Below are 15,077 nucleotides of genomic sequence, written 5' to 3'. Positions count from 1 at the left end.
GTCAGCCAGGACGAACGGCTCCGGAGTAGGGCATCTCGTCGACGCTGGAGACCTTGACGCCCGCGCCGGGGTTGGCCGCGTGCACGATCATGCCGTTGCCGATGTACATGCCGACGTGGCTGATCGGGCTGTAGTAGAAGACGAGGTCGCCGGGCTTCAGGTCGCTCTTCGACACCCGTGCGCCGGAACCGGCCTGGGCTCGCGAGGAGTGCGGCAGGCCGACGCCGGCCTGGCCCCACGCAACCATCATCAGGCCCGAGCAGTCCCAGGCGTTGGGGCCGGCGGCACCGTAGACGTAGGAGTCGCCGACCTGGGCGAGGGCGTACTTGATCGCAACCGCGGCCCGGCCCGAGGCGGGGATCGACGACGCAGCCGGGGCGCGGACGCCACCGTCGCGGGACAGGATCTGCGCGCGCTCCTCTTCCTCGAGGCGGGAGAGCAGCGACTCGGCCTTGGCCAGCTTGGAGTCGGCGGACTTCTTCTCGGCGGCCAACTCGGACTTGAGGTCGGCGATGTCGTTGCGGCGCTTGGCCGTCTGGCTCTCGCGGATCGAGTAGGCCTCGAGCTCGTTGTCGTAGTCCGACAGCAGCCCGTCCTGGAGGCCGGTGATCGTCGACAACGTCGAGAGCTCGTCGAGGAAGGCCTCGGAGTCGGAGGACAGCAGCTCACCGGTGGGGCCGAGGCCGCCGGTCTGGTAGCGCTGGATGATCGAGTCGCGCACATCGGAGCGAACGCCGTCCAGCGCGTCGCCCTGACGGGACTGGTCGGCCTTGAGGGAGTCCAGTTCGCGGCTGAGTTCGGTGAGCTCGAGCTTGGCATCGTTGTAGCGCTCCGAGGCCTGCTCGGCCTGGTGCAGCAACTTCTCGACACGATCACGCACGGTGTCGATGTCGGGCTCCGCCTGGGCGGGGGTGCTCACAGAGAGAGCAAGGGTTCCGGTGAGTGCGAGCGCAGCGAGCGCAGCGGTGGTGCGGTTACGGCCGTTCAGCACGAGCTGGCGGTCCCCTTCGTGTCGTACGCCTACCGGGTGAGCTGACGGATTCGGGCACGACTTGCCCTACCCGCACTCCTCGCGTCCTCAGCAATCCGGTCGGGATTGTCGAGGTCGCACCTCGTGCGGGATTCACCCCAGATGTGGTTGGTTCCCCGGTTCCAGAGCCGCACGCGGCTCCGGATTCAACGCGGCGTTCGCGCGGGTCGGTCGACCCACTTCCTCGAACACCTGAGGTGGCAGCCTAATCGGGGTGCGCGGGGACGCCAAACCCCTGCTGGCGTGTTGGGGACGCAACGCGTGAGGTGCACATCACACCTGCCACAACCGTCACACGCGTCCCCCGCGCACCGCGCCGGTCCACGGCGTCAGGCCGACTCGACGTGGGGGCCGTCGACGGGGAGCACCAACCGCAGCGGCGGCACCAGCCCGCCCTCGGCAAGCACGTCCAGGGCGCGCAGTTCGTCGTCGTCGATGAGCAACTCGGGCGGCGGCCCGAGCAGCACCGTGATCACGCAGTCGTGGCACGCGAGCCCGCGCACCACGCACGTGTCGCAATCGATCCTCGTTGTCATGTTTGGGAGGGTGGCAGGGAGGTCCGACACTTCGGGTCCCACAAAGAGCGCCGACGGCGCACGCCGCACTGCGAGAATCCCTGCGTGCCCGAGAACCAGCAGCAGCCGAACCGACCCTCGTGGCAGATCGGGGTCGCCCTCTTCCTGGTCGCCGCGACCCTGTACGTCGCGACAGCGGGCTACAGCAGAGTCCACATCGACGTCCTGTCCGCGAACATCGGTGCCTGGCGGATCGCCTCCACCGGCGAGCCGTGGATCGACGGCGTCGACGTCGAGCAGATCAACCGGACGAAGGCCACGGTCTTCACGACCACCCATGACGGTCACCGCGTGATTGCGCGCTCACCGGGCGTCATCGCCGTGAGCGTGCCGGCGTATGCCGTTCGCGAGCTGGTGACCGACAGCGGGACCTCGGCCGACGACTACAGCAGCGCGCCGGGTGCGGTCACGGCGGCGTTGATCACCGCCGCGAGCGTCCTGCTCATGTGGGGCGCGCTCCTCCGCCTGACCAGTCGAAGATCAGCCACCGTCGCAGCAGTCGTGTTCGCCTTCGCCACCCCGGTGTGGTCGGTCGCCGCGGACGGCCTGTGGACCCACACGCTCACCGTCCTGGGGATCAGCGGCATGGCCTACGCCGCGTCGCGCGAACGATGGCTCCTGGTCGGCGCCTTCGGCGGCGTGGCGACCTGGGGCCGCCTGCACACGGTGGTGATCGCCGCCGCCATTGCCCTGGCCTGCGCCTGGTTCCAGCGCAAGCCGGCGATCGCCGTACGGGTCGGCGCCCTGGGTGCGGTGATGGTGGCTGGAGCAAGCCTCTGGTCCCACTGGCTGTACGGCAAGTGGATTCCTTCCGGGGGTTACGCGCCGAGCAACTACGTCTCCCGGACGACGGGCTCGGACTACGACTTCAACACCTCCCCCGTGGACCTGCTGCGCAACGAGGCCGCGCTCTGGATCGCCGGCGACCGGGGGATCCTGGTCTGGACGCCCCTCGTACTGCTCCTCGTCCCCTTGCTCATCCGGACCTGGAAGTCGCAGCCCCTCTGGTGTCGCGCGATGTTCCTCAGCGGCGTCGCCTACACGCTGTTCCAGGGCTGGGCCGCGCCCTTCCACGGGGGCGACGGCATCTACGGCTACCGCCACGGACTGGAGTTCCTGGCGTGTGCGACCCCTTCGCTCGTCCTGGCCGCCGTGCAGGCCGGGCCACGGCTCCGGCTCGCGATGACCGCGGTCATCGGGGTGCAACTCACCGCCTTCGGCCTGGGCGGCATCCTCAATCGTCCGACGCTGACGTTCGGGTCCCACTGGGACAACAACGCGTTCATCCAGGCGTTCCGGGACGTGCCCGCGCTCCTGGTGCTGCTCGCTCTCGTCGTCGCTGCCACCTTCCTCGTCACCCGGATGTTCCTCAGCGATCCCGAACCTGAGGCTGTACCGGCGCGGGAGTGACGACGTGTCGGAGGTCCTGCCTACCGTGAGGTCATGACCGTCAGCGCCACCACCTCACCGCAGAGCCGGTGGGAGGCGCAGCGTTCGTTCGACGAACTCGGGCAGCCCCTTCGCGACGTCACCTTCTGCGTCGTCGACCTGGAGACCACCGGCGGTTCGGTGGGTGACGGGGACCGGATCACCGAGATCGGTGCGGTCAAGGTGCGCGGCGGCGAGGTGCTGGGCGAGTTCCAGACACTGGTCAATCCCGACGCCGCCATTCCGGCGTTCATCGCCGTCCTCACCGGCATCACCAACCGGATGGTCGCCGACGCACCGCGGATCACCTCGGCACTGCCCGCCTTCCTCGAGTTCGCCGGCGGCTCCGTCCTGGTCGCGCACAACGCCCGCTTCGACGTCGGATTCCTCAAGCACTTCTGCCGCGAGCAGGACCTCGTCTGGCCCGACTTCGAGGTGCTCGACACCGTCAAGCTCGCGCGCCACGTCGTCACCCGCGACGAGGCGCCCAACCACAAGCTGTCCTCGCTCGCCCGGGTCTTCCGGGCCGGGACCACCCCGAACCACCGGGCCCTCGAGGACGCGCGAGCGACGGTCGACGTACTCCACGGACTGATGGAACGACTCGGTGGCCTCGGCGTGCACACCCTGGAGGAACTGCAGGGCTACTCCTCGAAGGTTGCGCCGGCTGCGCGACGCAAGCGGCACCTCGCCGACCGACTCCCCCACGCCCCCGGTGTCTACCTCTTTCGCGACGCACAGGAGCACGTGCTCTACGTCGGTACGTCGAAGGACCTGCGGCGCCGGGTGCGGTCGTACTTCACGGCGTCGGAGAAACGGACCCGGATCGGCGAGATGGTGCAGATCGCCACCTCCGTGACCGGAGTCGAGTGCGCGACCCCGCTCGAGGCCGAGGTCCGCGAACTGCGACTGATCGCCGAACACAAGCCGCGCTACAACAGACGCTCCCGCTTTCCGGAGAAGGTCACCTATCTCAAGCTCACCCGCGAGCCGTGGCCGCGACTGTCCCTGGTCAAGCGGGTGCTGGACGACGACGCCGACTACATCGGCCCGTTCTCCTCGAAGGCGTCAGCCGAGAGCGCGCTCGCGGCCCTGCACGAGGTGTTCCCCATCCGGCAGTGCAACGACCGCTTCGGCGTGCAGCCCTCGCGATCGGCCTGCGTCCTCGCCGAGATGGCGCGGTGCCTGGCGCCCTGCGACGGGAGTACGGACGCGCAGACGTACGCCGCCGTCGTACGCCAGTTGCGCGACACGCTGTTGCGTCGCCCCGACGACGTCGTCGACCTGGTGCAGGCGAAGATGACGGCCCTCGCCGACCAGGAACGTTTCGAGGAAGCCGCGCACCATCGCGACCGCCTGGCCGACTTCATCCGCGGTGCGGCGCGATCGCAACGACTGACCGCGCTGACGGGCTGTCCCGAGGTCGTCGCCGCACGGCGCGACGACGACGGTCGCTGGTCGGTGCACGTCGTACGACACGGCCGACTGGCCGCCGCCGGCGTGATTCCGACCGGTGGCGACGCCCTCGCCTACGTCGCCGGCCTCCGGGCCTCCGCAGAGACAGTGGTGCCGAGCATCGGCCCGGCACCTGCCGCGACGGCTGAGGAGTCCGAGCGCATCCTGCGCTGGCTCGAGGCGCCCGGCATCCGGCTCGTGGACGTCGTCGGCGAATGGGTGTGTCCGGTGGCCGGAGCGGGCCGGCACCGCGAGTCGCTCCTGCGCACGCCGACGGTTGTCGTCTCCTAGAGTGGGCGCATGATCACCGCCATCGTGTTCGTGCAGGCCGAGACCGCGCGGATTCCCGAGGTCGCCGAGGCGATCGCCGCCCTCGAGGGAGTGAGCGAGGTCTACTCCGTCACCGGCCAGATCGACCTGATCGCGCTGATCCGTGTCGCGAGCCATGACGACATCGCGACGGTCGTCGCGGACCGCCTGAACAAGGTGGACGGCGTCGTCGACACGGAGACGCACATCGCCTACCGGGCCTACTCGCGCCACGACCTCGAGGCCGCGTTCTCCATCGGACTCGACTGACGGTGGCGACGGCGCCCGATCCGGGGCTGACCCACCCGAAGCAGACCGCCGGCCGCTTCCCGCTGCTCGCCGTCGTATGGCCCCCGCTGGCGGGGGTACTGGTGGCCGCGGTGTTGGCGACGCTGGCGAGCCGGCCGTTCCGCGCCTTCGACACGTACTTCCACCTCCGCTTCGGCGACGAGTTCCGCAACGGCTGGTCGCTGGCCCATCCCGGCCAGGTGAGCACCGCCTCCACCAACGACTGGGCGCCGACCCAGTGGCTCCCCCAGATCGGGATGTCCTGGCTGGCCGACGTGTTCGGTGACCCCGGACTCGTCGTCCTGTTCGCCGCGCTCGTCAGCGGGTTCACGGCGGCGGTCTACCTGCTGGTCCGCCGCCACGCGAAGCCCGGCACGGCCGTCACCCTCACGGCAGTGGTCCTGCTCGGTTGCCTGCCCAGCCTCTCGCTGCGCCCCCAGGTCCTCAGTTACGTCTTCCTCGTCGCCGTGCTCGCGTCCTGGGACCTGGCCCGCCGCACCGGACGTCTCCCGTGGTGGCTGGTGCCCCTCGCCTGGCTCTGGGCCGCCAGCCATGGCATGTGGATCCTCGGCGTCGGCGCCAGTGCCGTGCTGGCCGTGGCCGTGTGCCTGGAGCGCCGCAGCACCCGCCCCGAGGTGCTGCGCCTGGTGGCCATCCCGGCAGGCATGCTGCTCGCCGCCTGCGTCACCCCGGTCGGGCCGCGACTGGTGTCGGCGATCCTCCTGGTCAATGCGCGCGGCGACCACTTCGTTGAGTGGCGCGCCCCGGAACTTGTGACGCTTGCCGCAGCGCCGGTCACCGTCCTGCTGGCCCTCTCCGTCCTGCTCCTGGTCCGCCGCGACGGAGTGCGCCCCTATGACATCGCCCTGCTCGGCCTCGGCTGCGTGTTCGCGATCTACTCGAACCGCACCCTGCCGCTGGCCCTGGTCGTCCTTGCCCTCGTCGTCGCCCGCGAACTGACCGCCCTGCGCCAGGAGCGCGGAACAAGGGCCGATACCCGCCCGGCGGGCCGGCGCGAACTGGCAGTCGTGGCCGCCCTGGCGGTCGGGGTCGTCGTACTGGCTCCGGCACTGCCGCTGCGCGACGTCCCGGCCGACGAGGTACGGCCCTTCGCGGGCCTCCTCGACGACCTTCCCGACGAAACCGTCGTGCTGACCGATCGCACCATCGGAGCCGTCCTGCTCTGGACGGACCCGGGCCTCGACATCCCGATGCACGGGTACGGCGACGTCTACACCGACGCAGAACTCAACGCGTACGACGACCTGTTCCTGCTCGAGCCGGGCTGGGAGGACACGCTGGGCGATCTCGACACCCACGTCGCCCTGCTGCCCGACGACATCCCGCTCGCCGCAGCGCTTGAGGAGCGCGGGTGGAGCGCGGTCAAGAAGACCAACGACCTCGTCTACCTGACCGAGCCCCGAACGGGCTGACCCGGCTGGACCTCAACCGGCTGCGGCAGCAACCCAACGGTCGAGCGTGGCCTGGGCGGCACCGGAGTCGATGGCCTCGGCAGCACGGACGATGCCGGCCGCCAGGGCCTCCTGCACGGGCTCACCGGGCGCGTCGTACACGGCGAGCGCCGCTCCGGCGTTGAGCAGTACGGCGTCCCGGACGGGTCCCTGGACACCCTCCAGCAGTCGTCGTACGACGTCCGCGTTGTGTGCTGCGTCGCCGCCCCGCAGGTCCTCGGGAGTGGCCGGAGCCAGGCCGAGCGAACTGGGGTCGACGGTCGCGTGAACGACCTCGCCACCGTGGACGACCCAGACCTGCGAGGTCGTGGTGGTGGTCAGTTCGTCGAGGCCGTCGTCCCCGCGGAACACCCAGGCGTCGACACCACGGCCGGCGAACACGCCGGCCATCACCGGCGCCAGGCGCAGGTCGGCGCAGCCGATGGCCTGGGCGGCAGGGCGGGCCGGGTTGGCCAGCGGCCCGATCACGTTGAACGCAGTCGCGATACCCAACTCCTTGCGGGGCACCGCGGCGTGCCGCATCGCCGGGTGGAAGGACGCCGCGAAGCAGAAGGTGATGCCGGCCTCGATCGCCACCTCGGCGACCCGGTCGGCCGGCAGGTCGAGGCGGACACCGAGGGCCTCGAGCACGTCGGCGGTACCGGCCTGCGAGGAGGCCGAACGGTTTCCGTGCTTGACGACGCGCGCTCCTGCACCGGCCGCCACGATGGCCGACATGGTCGAGATGTTCACGGAGAACGACCGGTCGCCACCGGTGCCGACCACGTCGAGCAGTCGGCCGGGCACCGAGATCGGCGTCATCACGCCGTACATCGCGTCGACGAGGCCGGTGAGTTCCTCGGTGGTCTCGCCCTTGGCGCGCAGCGCCACGACGAAGCCGGCGATCTGCGCGGGCGTCGCCGCGCCGTCGAGGATCTCGCCCATGGCCCAGGTCGACTGGGCAGGCGTCAGGTTCTCCCCGGCAACGAGCGTGCCGAGGACGTCAGGCCAGGTCATCTCAGGCAGGCACGCGAGCGCGCAGCAGCGAGACGACGGCCTCGGCCAGCACGATCGGGTCGATCGGGTGCGAGACCGCGGCGTCTGCGCGGGACCAGGTGGCGAGCCACGCGTCCTGCGGCCGGCCGGTGAGCACCAGCAGCGGCGGGCAGTTGTAGATCTCGTCCTTGAGCTGCTTGGCGATGCCCATCCCACCGGCGGGCACGGCCTCGCCGTCGAGGATCGCCAGCGCGAGCTGTCCGGCATCCATGTGCTGGATCACGACCGGCTCGGTCGCGACCTCGACGTACTCGAGCTCGGGGAGATCGGGGTGCGGACGGCGACCCAGCGCCAGGATGACCTGCTCGCGGGTGTGCACGTCGTCGCTGTAGACAAGCACCTTCAGGGTCTTCGGTGAGGTCACCCGCGCGATGCTACTCGGTCCGCGCCCGCTCCTGCCGTTCGAGTCGGTCCAGGCGACGGTCTTCGCGCTCGGCCTCCTTCATCGACGCCCGCACCCACTGGATGAACAGCACCAGGAAGAACCCGATGCCGACGAGGTCACCCGCGGCCCAGAGGATTCCGCCGGCGAGGTTCTGGTCGTCGAACGGGTCCGGCAGCCAGGCCCCCATCGGTCCGTCGTGCAGCGACGGGTAGTGGTCGCCGCCGAGCAGGGTGTTCTGGCCCATGATCGTCACGCCGAGGAACGCGTGGAACGGCAGTGTCATCACGGTCAGCAGCACGCGGAATGGGTGCTGGACCCGTCCGGGCAGCGGATCGATCCCGACGATCGGCCAGAAGAACAGGGCTCCGACCGCCACGAGGTGCACATGCATCATCTCGTGGACGTAGACCGACTCGAGCGAGGCGTCGTACCAACCGGTGAAGTAGAGCGCCCACGGCGAGAGCACGTAGAGCGCGAACGCGAGGGGTGGGAAACCGAGGACCTTCGCCACCGGCGAGTGCAAGAAGGCCAGCAGCCATCCGCGGGGCATCTTCGGCAGCGTGCGCAGCGCCAGCGTCACCGGCGCCCCCAGGGCCAGGGACAGCGGGACGACCATCGACAGCACCATGTGCTGGACCATGTGCACGCTCACCAGGACGGTGTCGTACGCCGCCAGGCCCGATGAGGTCGCGAAGTAGAAGGCGAACATCCCGATGCCCCACGCGATCGAGCGTCCGACCGGCCACGCGTCGCCGCGGCGACGCATCGCCACCACCCCGAGCGCGTAGAGCCCGACACCCCAGACCGTCGCGATCAGCGGAAGCGGGGCCAGGGACCACTCGGACCAGACGGCACCGAGGTCAAACCGGGGCAGCGTCTCCACTGCTGTTGCCGCTGCTGTCACGACCAACCCCACGGGCACCTCCTCGACTGGATCGAGCGTAGGTCGTGGCTCCGGAAGCGTTAGTTCGGGGGGTCGGGATGCCGATGAGGTCAGGAACCGCCATAATGACGCCCGTGGCGACCACAGCAACGGCATCTCTCCCGGCCTCGCGCCTTCACGGCCAGCACGACCGACCCAGCATGGTCGCCGTCGGCACCATCATCTGGCTGTCCAGCGAGCTCATGTTCTTCGCGGCGCTCTTCGCGTCGTACTTCACGATTCGATCGGTTTCGTCCGAGATGTGGGCGGACAACACCGCCCTGCTCAACGTTCCGTTCGCGGCGATCAACACCACGATCCTCGTGTTGTCGTCGTTCTCGTGCCAGTGGGGCGTCTTCGCCGCCGAGCGCGGACAGGTCGGCCGTGGCGGCCCGATCTGGAAGTTCTGGGGCGGCAAGACCGGCTGGGGCCTGCGTGAGTGGTTCATCCTCACGTACGTCATGGGCGCGATCTTCATCGGCGGCCAGGCGCTCGAGTACGCCGAACTGATCCACGAAGGCGTGACGATCCCGCACGACGGCTACGGCACGATGTTCTACCTCACCACCGGCTTCCACGGGATCCACGTGACCGGCGGCCTCATTGCCTTCCTCTTCGTCCTCGGGCGCACGTACGTCGCACGACGCTTCACCCACGAGCAGGCGGTCAGCGCGATCGTCGTCTCCTATTACTGGCACTTCGTCGACGTCGTGTGGATCGGGCTGTTCGCGACGATCTACCTGGTCAAGTGACGCCAGGAGCCGCTGCGATGAAGAACTGTTGTACGCCCACCGATCCGACCCGGACCCGCAAGGACTGATTGTGCGCCTTCTGAACCGCTCCGCCGGTCGCCTCTCCCGGCACCGCCGCGGCCCGATCGCCGGCCTGATGGTGCTGGTGTGCGGCTTGCTGCTCACCGGTGGCCTGTACGCCGCGTTCGCCCCGGCCCAGGCCGACTCCACCCAGGGCCAGGAAGAACTGGTCAAGGAGGGCCGCGAGCTCTTCCTCGTGGGTTGTGCCTTCTGCCACGGCCAGAACGGCGAAGGCGTCCTGACCCAGGGCGGCTCGCAGTACGGCCCGGCGCTCACCGATGTGGGCGAGGCCGCCGTCGACTTCCAGGTCGGCACCGGCCGGATGCCGATGGCCCAGCCCGGTGCGCAGGCCCCCCGCAAGGAGGTCGTCTACAACAAGGAAGAGATCGAGGCGCTGTCGGCGTACGTCGGCTCCCTCGGTACCGGTCCGGAGATCCCCGACACCGAGCTGTACTCCACCGAGGGCATGAGCGACAAGCAGCTCGAAGAGCTCGTCGTCCGCGGCGGCCAGATCTTCCTCGCCAACTGCACCGCCTGCCACAACTTCGAGGGCTCCGGCGGCGCCATGCCCCGCGGCGGCTACGCCCCCAAGATCCGCGGCGTCGACTCCAAGCACATCTACGAGGCGATGCTGACCGGGCCGCAGACGATGGACACGTTCTCCGACGGCAACATCCCGCCGGAGGACAAGAAGGCCGTCATCGCCTACCTCGAGACCCTCGACAAGGCGCCCAGCTACGGCGGACTCACCCTCGGTGGCCTCGGTCCGGTGAGCGAGGGCATCATCGCCTGGCTCGTCGGCATCGGCGCCCTGGTCGGTTTCGCGGTCTGGATTGCGGCCCACACCACCCGCTCGAGCGACAAGAAGGACGAGGCGGCAGCGTGAGCGACGCACACAACACCGACCCCCACGGAGGGGAACTGGCGGTCGCTGACCCGATCGCCGACCCGGGTCTGCCCGCCCACACGTGGCGGCCGACGGACATCGACCCCGCGAAGGAGAAGCGGGCCGAGCGACAGGTCGCCGGCTTCTTCGGACTCTCCGCAATCTGCACCGTCCTGTTCCTGGTGGCCTACTTCACCCTCGACGTCGGCGACAACTGGCACGTCTTCGCCGGCTTCGGTGCCTCGACGCTGGCGCTCGGCGCCAGCCTCGGCATGTCGCTGCTGTTCATCGGCATCGGGATCATCCACTGGTCACGCAAGTTGATGGCCGACCAGGAGATCTCCGAACTGCGTCACCCGGCCAACTCCCCCGAGGAGGACCGGGTCGCGACGCTCGAGGCGCTCAACGTCGGCATCGAGGAGTCCGGCATCGGCCGGCGTCCGCTGATCCGCAACTCGCTGCTCGGCGCGATGGGCCTGGTCGGTCTCCCGGCCGTTGTCCTCCTGCGCGACCTCGGCCCGCTGCCCGGCGACAAGCTCGAGCACACGATCTGGGGCCAGGGCCTCAAGGACAAGCCGATGCGCGTCGTGCGCGACGGCATCTGGACCCCGATCCTCGCCTCGGACCTGGAGATCGGTGACCTGGTCAACTGCCAGCCCGACGCCCTGCACAACCCGGAGCGCTACGAGATCGACCCGACCGAGGTCGAGGGCATCGCCGCGCAGGTCCACAAGTCCAAGGCCTCGCTGGTCCTGCTCCGGATGAACCCGGACGACATCAAGCCGGGCAAGGACAAGGACGGCAACAGCCGCGAGAACTGGACCGTCAACGGCATCGTCGCCTACTCCAAGATCTGCACCCACGTGGGTTGCCCGATCTCGCTGAACGAGCGCACGACGCACCACCTGCTGTGCCCCTGCCACCAGTCGACCTTCGACCTCGCCGATTCGGGCAAGGTCGTGTTCGGTCCCGCTGGACGTCCGCTCCCCCAGCTCCCGCTGGGCGTGGACGCCGAGGGCTACCTCGTCGCGACCCGCGACTTCGACGAACCGGTCGGCCCGAGCTACTGGGAGCGTGACTACTATGACCGTTGGTGACATGAGCAAGGTCGCAACGACCAACGGCACCGAGCCCGCTGCCGCTCCGAAGGGGGCCAAGGCCGCCGGAGCCATCGCGAACTGGGCAGACGAGCGCCTCGGCCTCGGCACCGCCATGAAGAAGAACCTGCGCAAGGTCTTCCCGGACCACTGGTCCTTCATGCTCGGCGAGATCGCCCTGTGGAGCTTCGTCGTCCTGCTGCTGACCGGTGTGTTCCTGACGCTGTGGTTCGACCCGAGCATGACCGAGATCCAGTACAACGGCTCCTACGACCCGCTGCGCGGCGTGCACATGTCCTCGGCCATGGCCTCCACCCTGGACATCTCGTTCGATGTCCGCGGCGGTCTGCTCATGCGGCAGATGCACCACTGGGCCGCGATGATCTTCATCGCCTCGATGATGATCCACATGATGCGCGTGTACTTCACGGGCGCGTTCCGCAAGCCGCGCGAGCTCAACTGGGTCATCGGCTGCCTGCTGCTGCTCCTGGGCACGCTCGAGGGCTTCACCGGTTACTCCCTGCCCGACGACCTGCTCTCGGGCACCGGCGTCCGGGCGGCGGACGGCTTCATGAAGGCCTCCCCCGTGGTCGGCACCTACATGTCGTTCTTCCTCTTCGGAGGAGAGTTCCCGGGTGACTCGATCATCCCGCGGTTCTACGCCATGCACATCCTGCTGATCCCGGGCATCCTGCTGGCCCTGGTCGCCGCGCACATGCTGCTGCTCGTCTACCACAAGCACACGCAGTGGGCCGGTCCCGGCCGCACCGAGGAGAACGTCGTCGGGTACCCGATGCTCCCCGTCTACGCCGCGAAGGCCGGTGGCTTCTTCTTCATCGTGTTCGGCGTGATCACCCTGCTGGGTGGGCTCTTCTCGCTCAACCCGGTGTGGAAGTTCGGCCCCTACGACCCGTCCAAGGTGACCGCGGGCTCACAGCCCGACTGGTACATGGGCTGGCCCGACGGCCTGCTCCGGATCATCCCTGCCTGGGAGACCCACATCTTCGGGATCACCCTGTCGTGGAACGTCATGCTGCCGATCCTCGTGATGCCGCCGCTGATGCTGATGCTCCTGATCGCGCTGCCGTTCCTGGAATCCTGGATCACCGGCGACAAGCGGGAGCACCACCTGCTGCAGCGCCCGCGCAACGCCCCGACCCGTACGGCGATCATGGTGGCGCTGATGACCTTCTACGGCCTCTCATGGGCCGCGGGCGGTAACGACATCATCGCGATCAAGATGCACCTCAGCATCAACCAGATCACCTACTTCATGCGTGCCGCGGTCTTCATCGGGCCGGTCATCGCCTTCATCATCACCAAGCGCTGGTGCATCTCGCTCCAGCGTCACGACGAGGGCAAGCTCCTGCACGGCTACGAGTCGGGTGTCCTGGTCCGCTCCCCCGAGGGCGGCTACGCCGAGAAGCACCTGCCGCTCCCCGAGGGCGAGGCCTACCGCCTCAGCGCCCGCGACAACGACCCGACGCCGGAGACGGTGGAGGAGATCGAGTCGTCCGGCCTGGCCGGTCGCCAGGTCAAGCTGCGGCGCCTGCGGGCCAAGCTGTCGGCGATCTTCTTCGCGGACAACGTGCAGAAGCCGACGGCCGAGGAGCTGCACGACGCGCAGCACCACGCCGAGCACGAGTTGCACGAGCTGGAGGCGCAGATCGCCGCCGGCCCGAACAAGCACGGCCCGGCGGATCACTGATCCAGCCATCGAACGCCGTCCCCGGATTCTCCGGGGGCGGCGTTCGGCATTTCCGGGCCGCCCGGAACTGACCTCGCGCACCGGACTAGTCCGAAAGGACTAGTCGTGGCGCAAGATTTGACCGAAACGACGGATCCCCTGCACCAGCGGCTGGAATAGCGTTGCATTGGCTCAGCAACCGACGCGAAAGGGGCTCGGCGATGACGACGACTGCACTCGCCGCCGATGCCTCGACCCGCATCTCCGCCCGGCCCGTCGGCATCCGCAACAGGATGGCCCGGCTGATCCTGATCACCGCACTGCTCGACCTCATGACCGTCGCTCTCGCGGCCGTCGCCGCGGTCGGCCTCAAGTTCGGCTTCGGGACCTGGCCGCCGACCGGCATCGAGTGGCGTACGGGCGTTCCGCTCATCGACTTCGGCTGGATCGTGCCGGTCTGGATGCTGTCACTGGGGCTGACCGACGCCTACTCGCGCCGCCAGTTCGCCCAGGGCACCGACGAGTTCAAGTGTGTCGTGCGCGGCTCAGTGGCCGCCGCCGGCGCCATTGCGATGCTCGCCTACCTGATCAACTACGACATGTCCCGCGGGTACTTCGCGATCGCGTGGGCCCTCGGCACGGCCGGCCTGCTGCTCGAGCGCTTCGCCGTGCGCGCGGTGGTGACCCGCCTGCGGGTGAGCCACCAGTTGCTGCACCGCGTCGTCGTCGTCGGCGACGCCCAGTCGGTGGCGGAGTTGCATTCGGCCCTGGCCCGCCAGCCCGAACTCGGGTACGGCGTCATGGGCGCCTGCGTGCCCGAGCCGGCCCCCGACCTGCCGGTGCCCGTGCTGGGCAGTCCCCAACACGCCGCGCGCCTGTGCCGCGAGCACGAGGCGGACACGCTGCTGATCGCCAGCGGCTCCTACGGGTCCTCCGTCGACCTCCGCCAGGTCGGCTGGGATCTCGAGGGCACCGACATCGACCTGATTGTCGTCCCGAACCTGATCGACGTGGCCGGTCCGCGTATCCACATGCGCCCGGTTGCCGGCCTTCCGTTCCTCCACGTCGAGCCGCCGCAGGTGGCCCGTGCGATGCGCTGGGGCAAGGCTGCGTTCGACCGACTAGGGTCACTGGGCCTGATCCTGGCCCTGCTCCCGGTGTTCGTCGCCGTGGCCGTGGCCATCAAGCTCGACGACCGTGGCCCGCTGTTCTACCGGCACCGCCGGATCGGCCTCAACGGCCAGGAGTTCGGCGTGTGGAAGTTCCGCAGCATGGGCGTCGGCTCGGACACCGCCCACGCGTCCCTGATGGATGCCCACGGCAAGGATGCCCTGCTCTTCAAGCTCGCCGACGACCCGCGGGTCACCCGCGTCGGCAGCTTCCTGCGCCGCTACTCGCTCGACGAGCTCCCCCAGCTGTTCAACGTGCTGGCCGGACAGATGAGCCTGGTCGGCCCGCGCCCGCAGGTCGCGGCCGAGGTGGCGTCGTACACCGACTCGATGCACCACCGGCTCAAGGTGCGCCCGGGCCTCACCGGTCTGTGGCAGGTCTCGGGGCGCTCGAACCTCAGCCAACCGGAGTCCGCGCGCCTCGACCTGTACTACGTCGAGAACTGGACCATGGCCGGCGACCTGGCGATCCTCGCGCGCACCGCGCGTGCGGTGCTGAAGCACGACGGCGCGTACTGAGCCACCCG

14 protein-coding genes and 1 riboswitch are annotated in these 15,077 nt (G+C 69.2%); of the genes, 9 read left to right on the top strand and 5 right to left on the bottom strand.

The annotated features are described in order from the left end of the window. Position 1 precedes the first annotated feature (1 nt). Positions 2 to 991 carry a C40 family peptidase gene (locus HRC28_RS12530; protein ID WP_182380378.1) on the bottom strand — a complete coding sequence of 330 codons (990 nt, stop codon included), beginning with the start codon at positions 989 to 991 and terminating at the stop codon, positions 2 to 4. A 10-nt stretch (positions 992 to 1,001) separates the two neighbouring features. Then, positions 1,002 to 1,180: riboswitch (cyclic di-AMP (ydaO/yuaA leader) on the bottom strand. Between the two features lie 179 nt (positions 1,181 to 1,359). Next, entirely contained in the window at positions 1,360 to 1,566 is a 207-nt protein-coding gene (locus HRC28_RS12525; protein WP_182380377.1) for a hypothetical protein, read from the bottom strand. Positions 1,567 to 1,650: 84 nt separating this feature from the next. Here HRC28_RS12525 and HRC28_RS12520 point away from each other — a divergent pair, with 84 nt between their 5' ends. Genes HRC28_RS12520 through HRC28_RS12505 form a run of 4 tightly spaced genes read left to right on the top strand, consistent with a single transcriptional unit; the run spans position 1,651 to position 6,518 of the window. Next, positions 1,651 to 3,015, top strand: a complete 1,365-nt coding sequence (locus HRC28_RS12520) for a hypothetical protein (RefSeq protein ID WP_182380376.1) — start codon at positions 1,651 to 1,653, stop codon at positions 3,013 to 3,015. A 33-nt stretch (positions 3,016 to 3,048) separates the two neighbouring features. Beyond that, on the top strand, positions 3,049 to 4,779 hold the full coding sequence (locus HRC28_RS12515; RefSeq protein ID WP_182380375.1) for a DEDD exonuclease domain-containing protein: 1,731 nt from the start codon (positions 3,049 to 3,051) through the stop codon (positions 4,777 to 4,779). A 9-nt stretch (positions 4,780 to 4,788) separates the two neighbouring features. Next, complete coding sequence (locus HRC28_RS12510) at positions 4,789 to 5,067, top strand: Lrp/AsnC ligand binding domain-containing protein (protein WP_056706115.1); 279 nt, start codon at positions 4,789 to 4,791, stop codon at positions 5,065 to 5,067. A 2-nt stretch (positions 5,068 to 5,069) separates the two neighbouring features. Beyond that, a complete protein-coding gene (locus HRC28_RS12505) occupies positions 5,070 to 6,518 on the top strand; it encodes a hypothetical protein (RefSeq protein ID WP_182380374.1) in 1,449 nt (482 codons plus the stop codon). Positions 6,519 to 6,530: 12 nt separating this feature from the next. On the opposite strand, the gene trpD is transcribed toward HRC28_RS12505, so the two are convergent. Genes trpD through HRC28_RS12490 form a run of 3 tightly spaced genes read right to left on the bottom strand, consistent with a single transcriptional unit; the run spans position 6,531 to position 8,893 of the window. Further along, positions 6,531 to 7,553 (bottom strand): anthranilate phosphoribosyltransferase, encoded by a 1,023-nt coding sequence (gene trpD / locus HRC28_RS12500; RefSeq protein WP_182380373.1) that lies wholly within the window; start codon positions 7,551 to 7,553, stop codon positions 6,531 to 6,533. A 1-nt stretch (position 7,554) separates the two neighbouring features. Further along, positions 7,555 to 7,956 (bottom strand): response regulator transcription factor, encoded by a 402-nt coding sequence (locus HRC28_RS12495; protein WP_202033325.1) that lies wholly within the window; start codon positions 7,954 to 7,956, stop codon positions 7,555 to 7,557. 10 nt (positions 7,957 to 7,966) lie between these two features. Continuing rightward, positions 7,967 to 8,893: a cytochrome c oxidase assembly protein gene (locus HRC28_RS12490; RefSeq protein WP_237111825.1), complete on the bottom strand. Its 927-nt coding sequence runs from the start codon at positions 8,891 to 8,893 to the stop codon at positions 7,967 to 7,969. Between the two features lie 167 nt (positions 8,894 to 9,060). Here HRC28_RS12490 and HRC28_RS12485 point away from each other — a divergent pair, with 167 nt between their 5' ends. The 5 genes from HRC28_RS12485 (at position 9,061) to HRC28_RS12465 (ending at position 15,069) form a co-directional block, all read left to right on the top strand. Next, positions 9,061 to 9,651 (top strand): heme-copper oxidase subunit III, encoded by a 591-nt coding sequence (locus tag HRC28_RS12485; protein WP_202033416.1) that lies wholly within the window; start codon positions 9,061 to 9,063, stop codon positions 9,649 to 9,651. Between the two features lie 70 nt (positions 9,652 to 9,721). Next, positions 9,722 to 10,597, top strand: coding sequence for a cytochrome c (locus tag HRC28_RS12480; RefSeq protein WP_237111824.1), 876 nt, complete (start codon positions 9,722 to 9,724; stop codon positions 10,595 to 10,597). Further along, positions 10,594 to 11,694: a Rieske 2Fe-2S domain-containing protein gene (locus HRC28_RS12475; RefSeq protein ID WP_182380370.1), complete on the top strand. Its 1,101-nt coding sequence runs from the start codon at positions 10,594 to 10,596 to the stop codon at positions 11,692 to 11,694. The genes HRC28_RS12480 and HRC28_RS12475 overlap by 4 nt, the downstream gene beginning before the upstream one ends. A 1-nt stretch (position 11,695) precedes the next feature. Next, positions 11,696 to 13,402, top strand: a complete 1,707-nt coding sequence (locus HRC28_RS12470) for a ubiquinol-cytochrome c reductase cytochrome b subunit (RefSeq protein ID WP_237111823.1) — start codon at positions 11,696 to 11,698, stop codon at positions 13,400 to 13,402. Positions 13,403 to 13,602: 200 nt separating this feature from the next. After that, positions 13,603 to 15,069 (top strand): sugar transferase, encoded by a 1,467-nt coding sequence (locus HRC28_RS12465; RefSeq protein ID WP_182380368.1) that lies wholly within the window; start codon positions 13,603 to 13,605, stop codon positions 15,067 to 15,069. Positions 15,070 to 15,077: the final 8 nt, after the last annotated feature.

Origin of the sequence: Nocardioides sp. WS12 (genome assembly GCF_014108865.1) — a bacterium.
GTDB lineage: Bacteria > Actinomycetota > Actinomycetes > Propionibacteriales > Nocardioidaceae > Nocardioides.
Note: the sequence above shows the minus strand (reverse complement) of the source record. Positions and strands in the feature narration are given on the sequence as shown.

Excerpts from the sequence above, each read along its gene's own strand:
- HRC28_RS12525 (WP_182380377.1), bottom strand. The coding sequence starts at position 1,566 with ATGACAACGAGGATCGATTGCGACACGTGCGTGGTGCGCGGGCTCGCG.
- HRC28_RS12515 (WP_182380375.1), top strand. The coding sequence starts at position 3,049 with ATGACCGTCAGCGCCACCACCTCACCGCAGAGCCGGTGGGAGGCGCAG.
- HRC28_RS12510 (WP_056706115.1), top strand. The coding sequence starts at position 4,789 with ATGATCACCGCCATCGTGTTCGTGCAGGCCGAGACCGCGCGGATTCCC.
- trpD (WP_182380373.1), bottom strand. The coding sequence starts at position 7,553 with ATGACCTGGCCTGACGTCCTCGGCACGCTCGTTGCCGGGGAGAACCTG.
- HRC28_RS12485 (WP_202033416.1), top strand. The coding sequence starts at position 9,061 with ATGGTCGCCGTCGGCACCATCATCTGGCTGTCCAGCGAGCTCATGTTC.
- HRC28_RS12470 (WP_237111823.1), top strand. The coding sequence starts at position 11,696 with ATGAGCAAGGTCGCAACGACCAACGGCACCGAGCCCGCTGCCGCTCCG.
- HRC28_RS12465 (WP_182380368.1), top strand. The coding sequence starts at position 13,603 with ATGACGACGACTGCACTCGCCGCCGATGCCTCGACCCGCATCTCCGCC.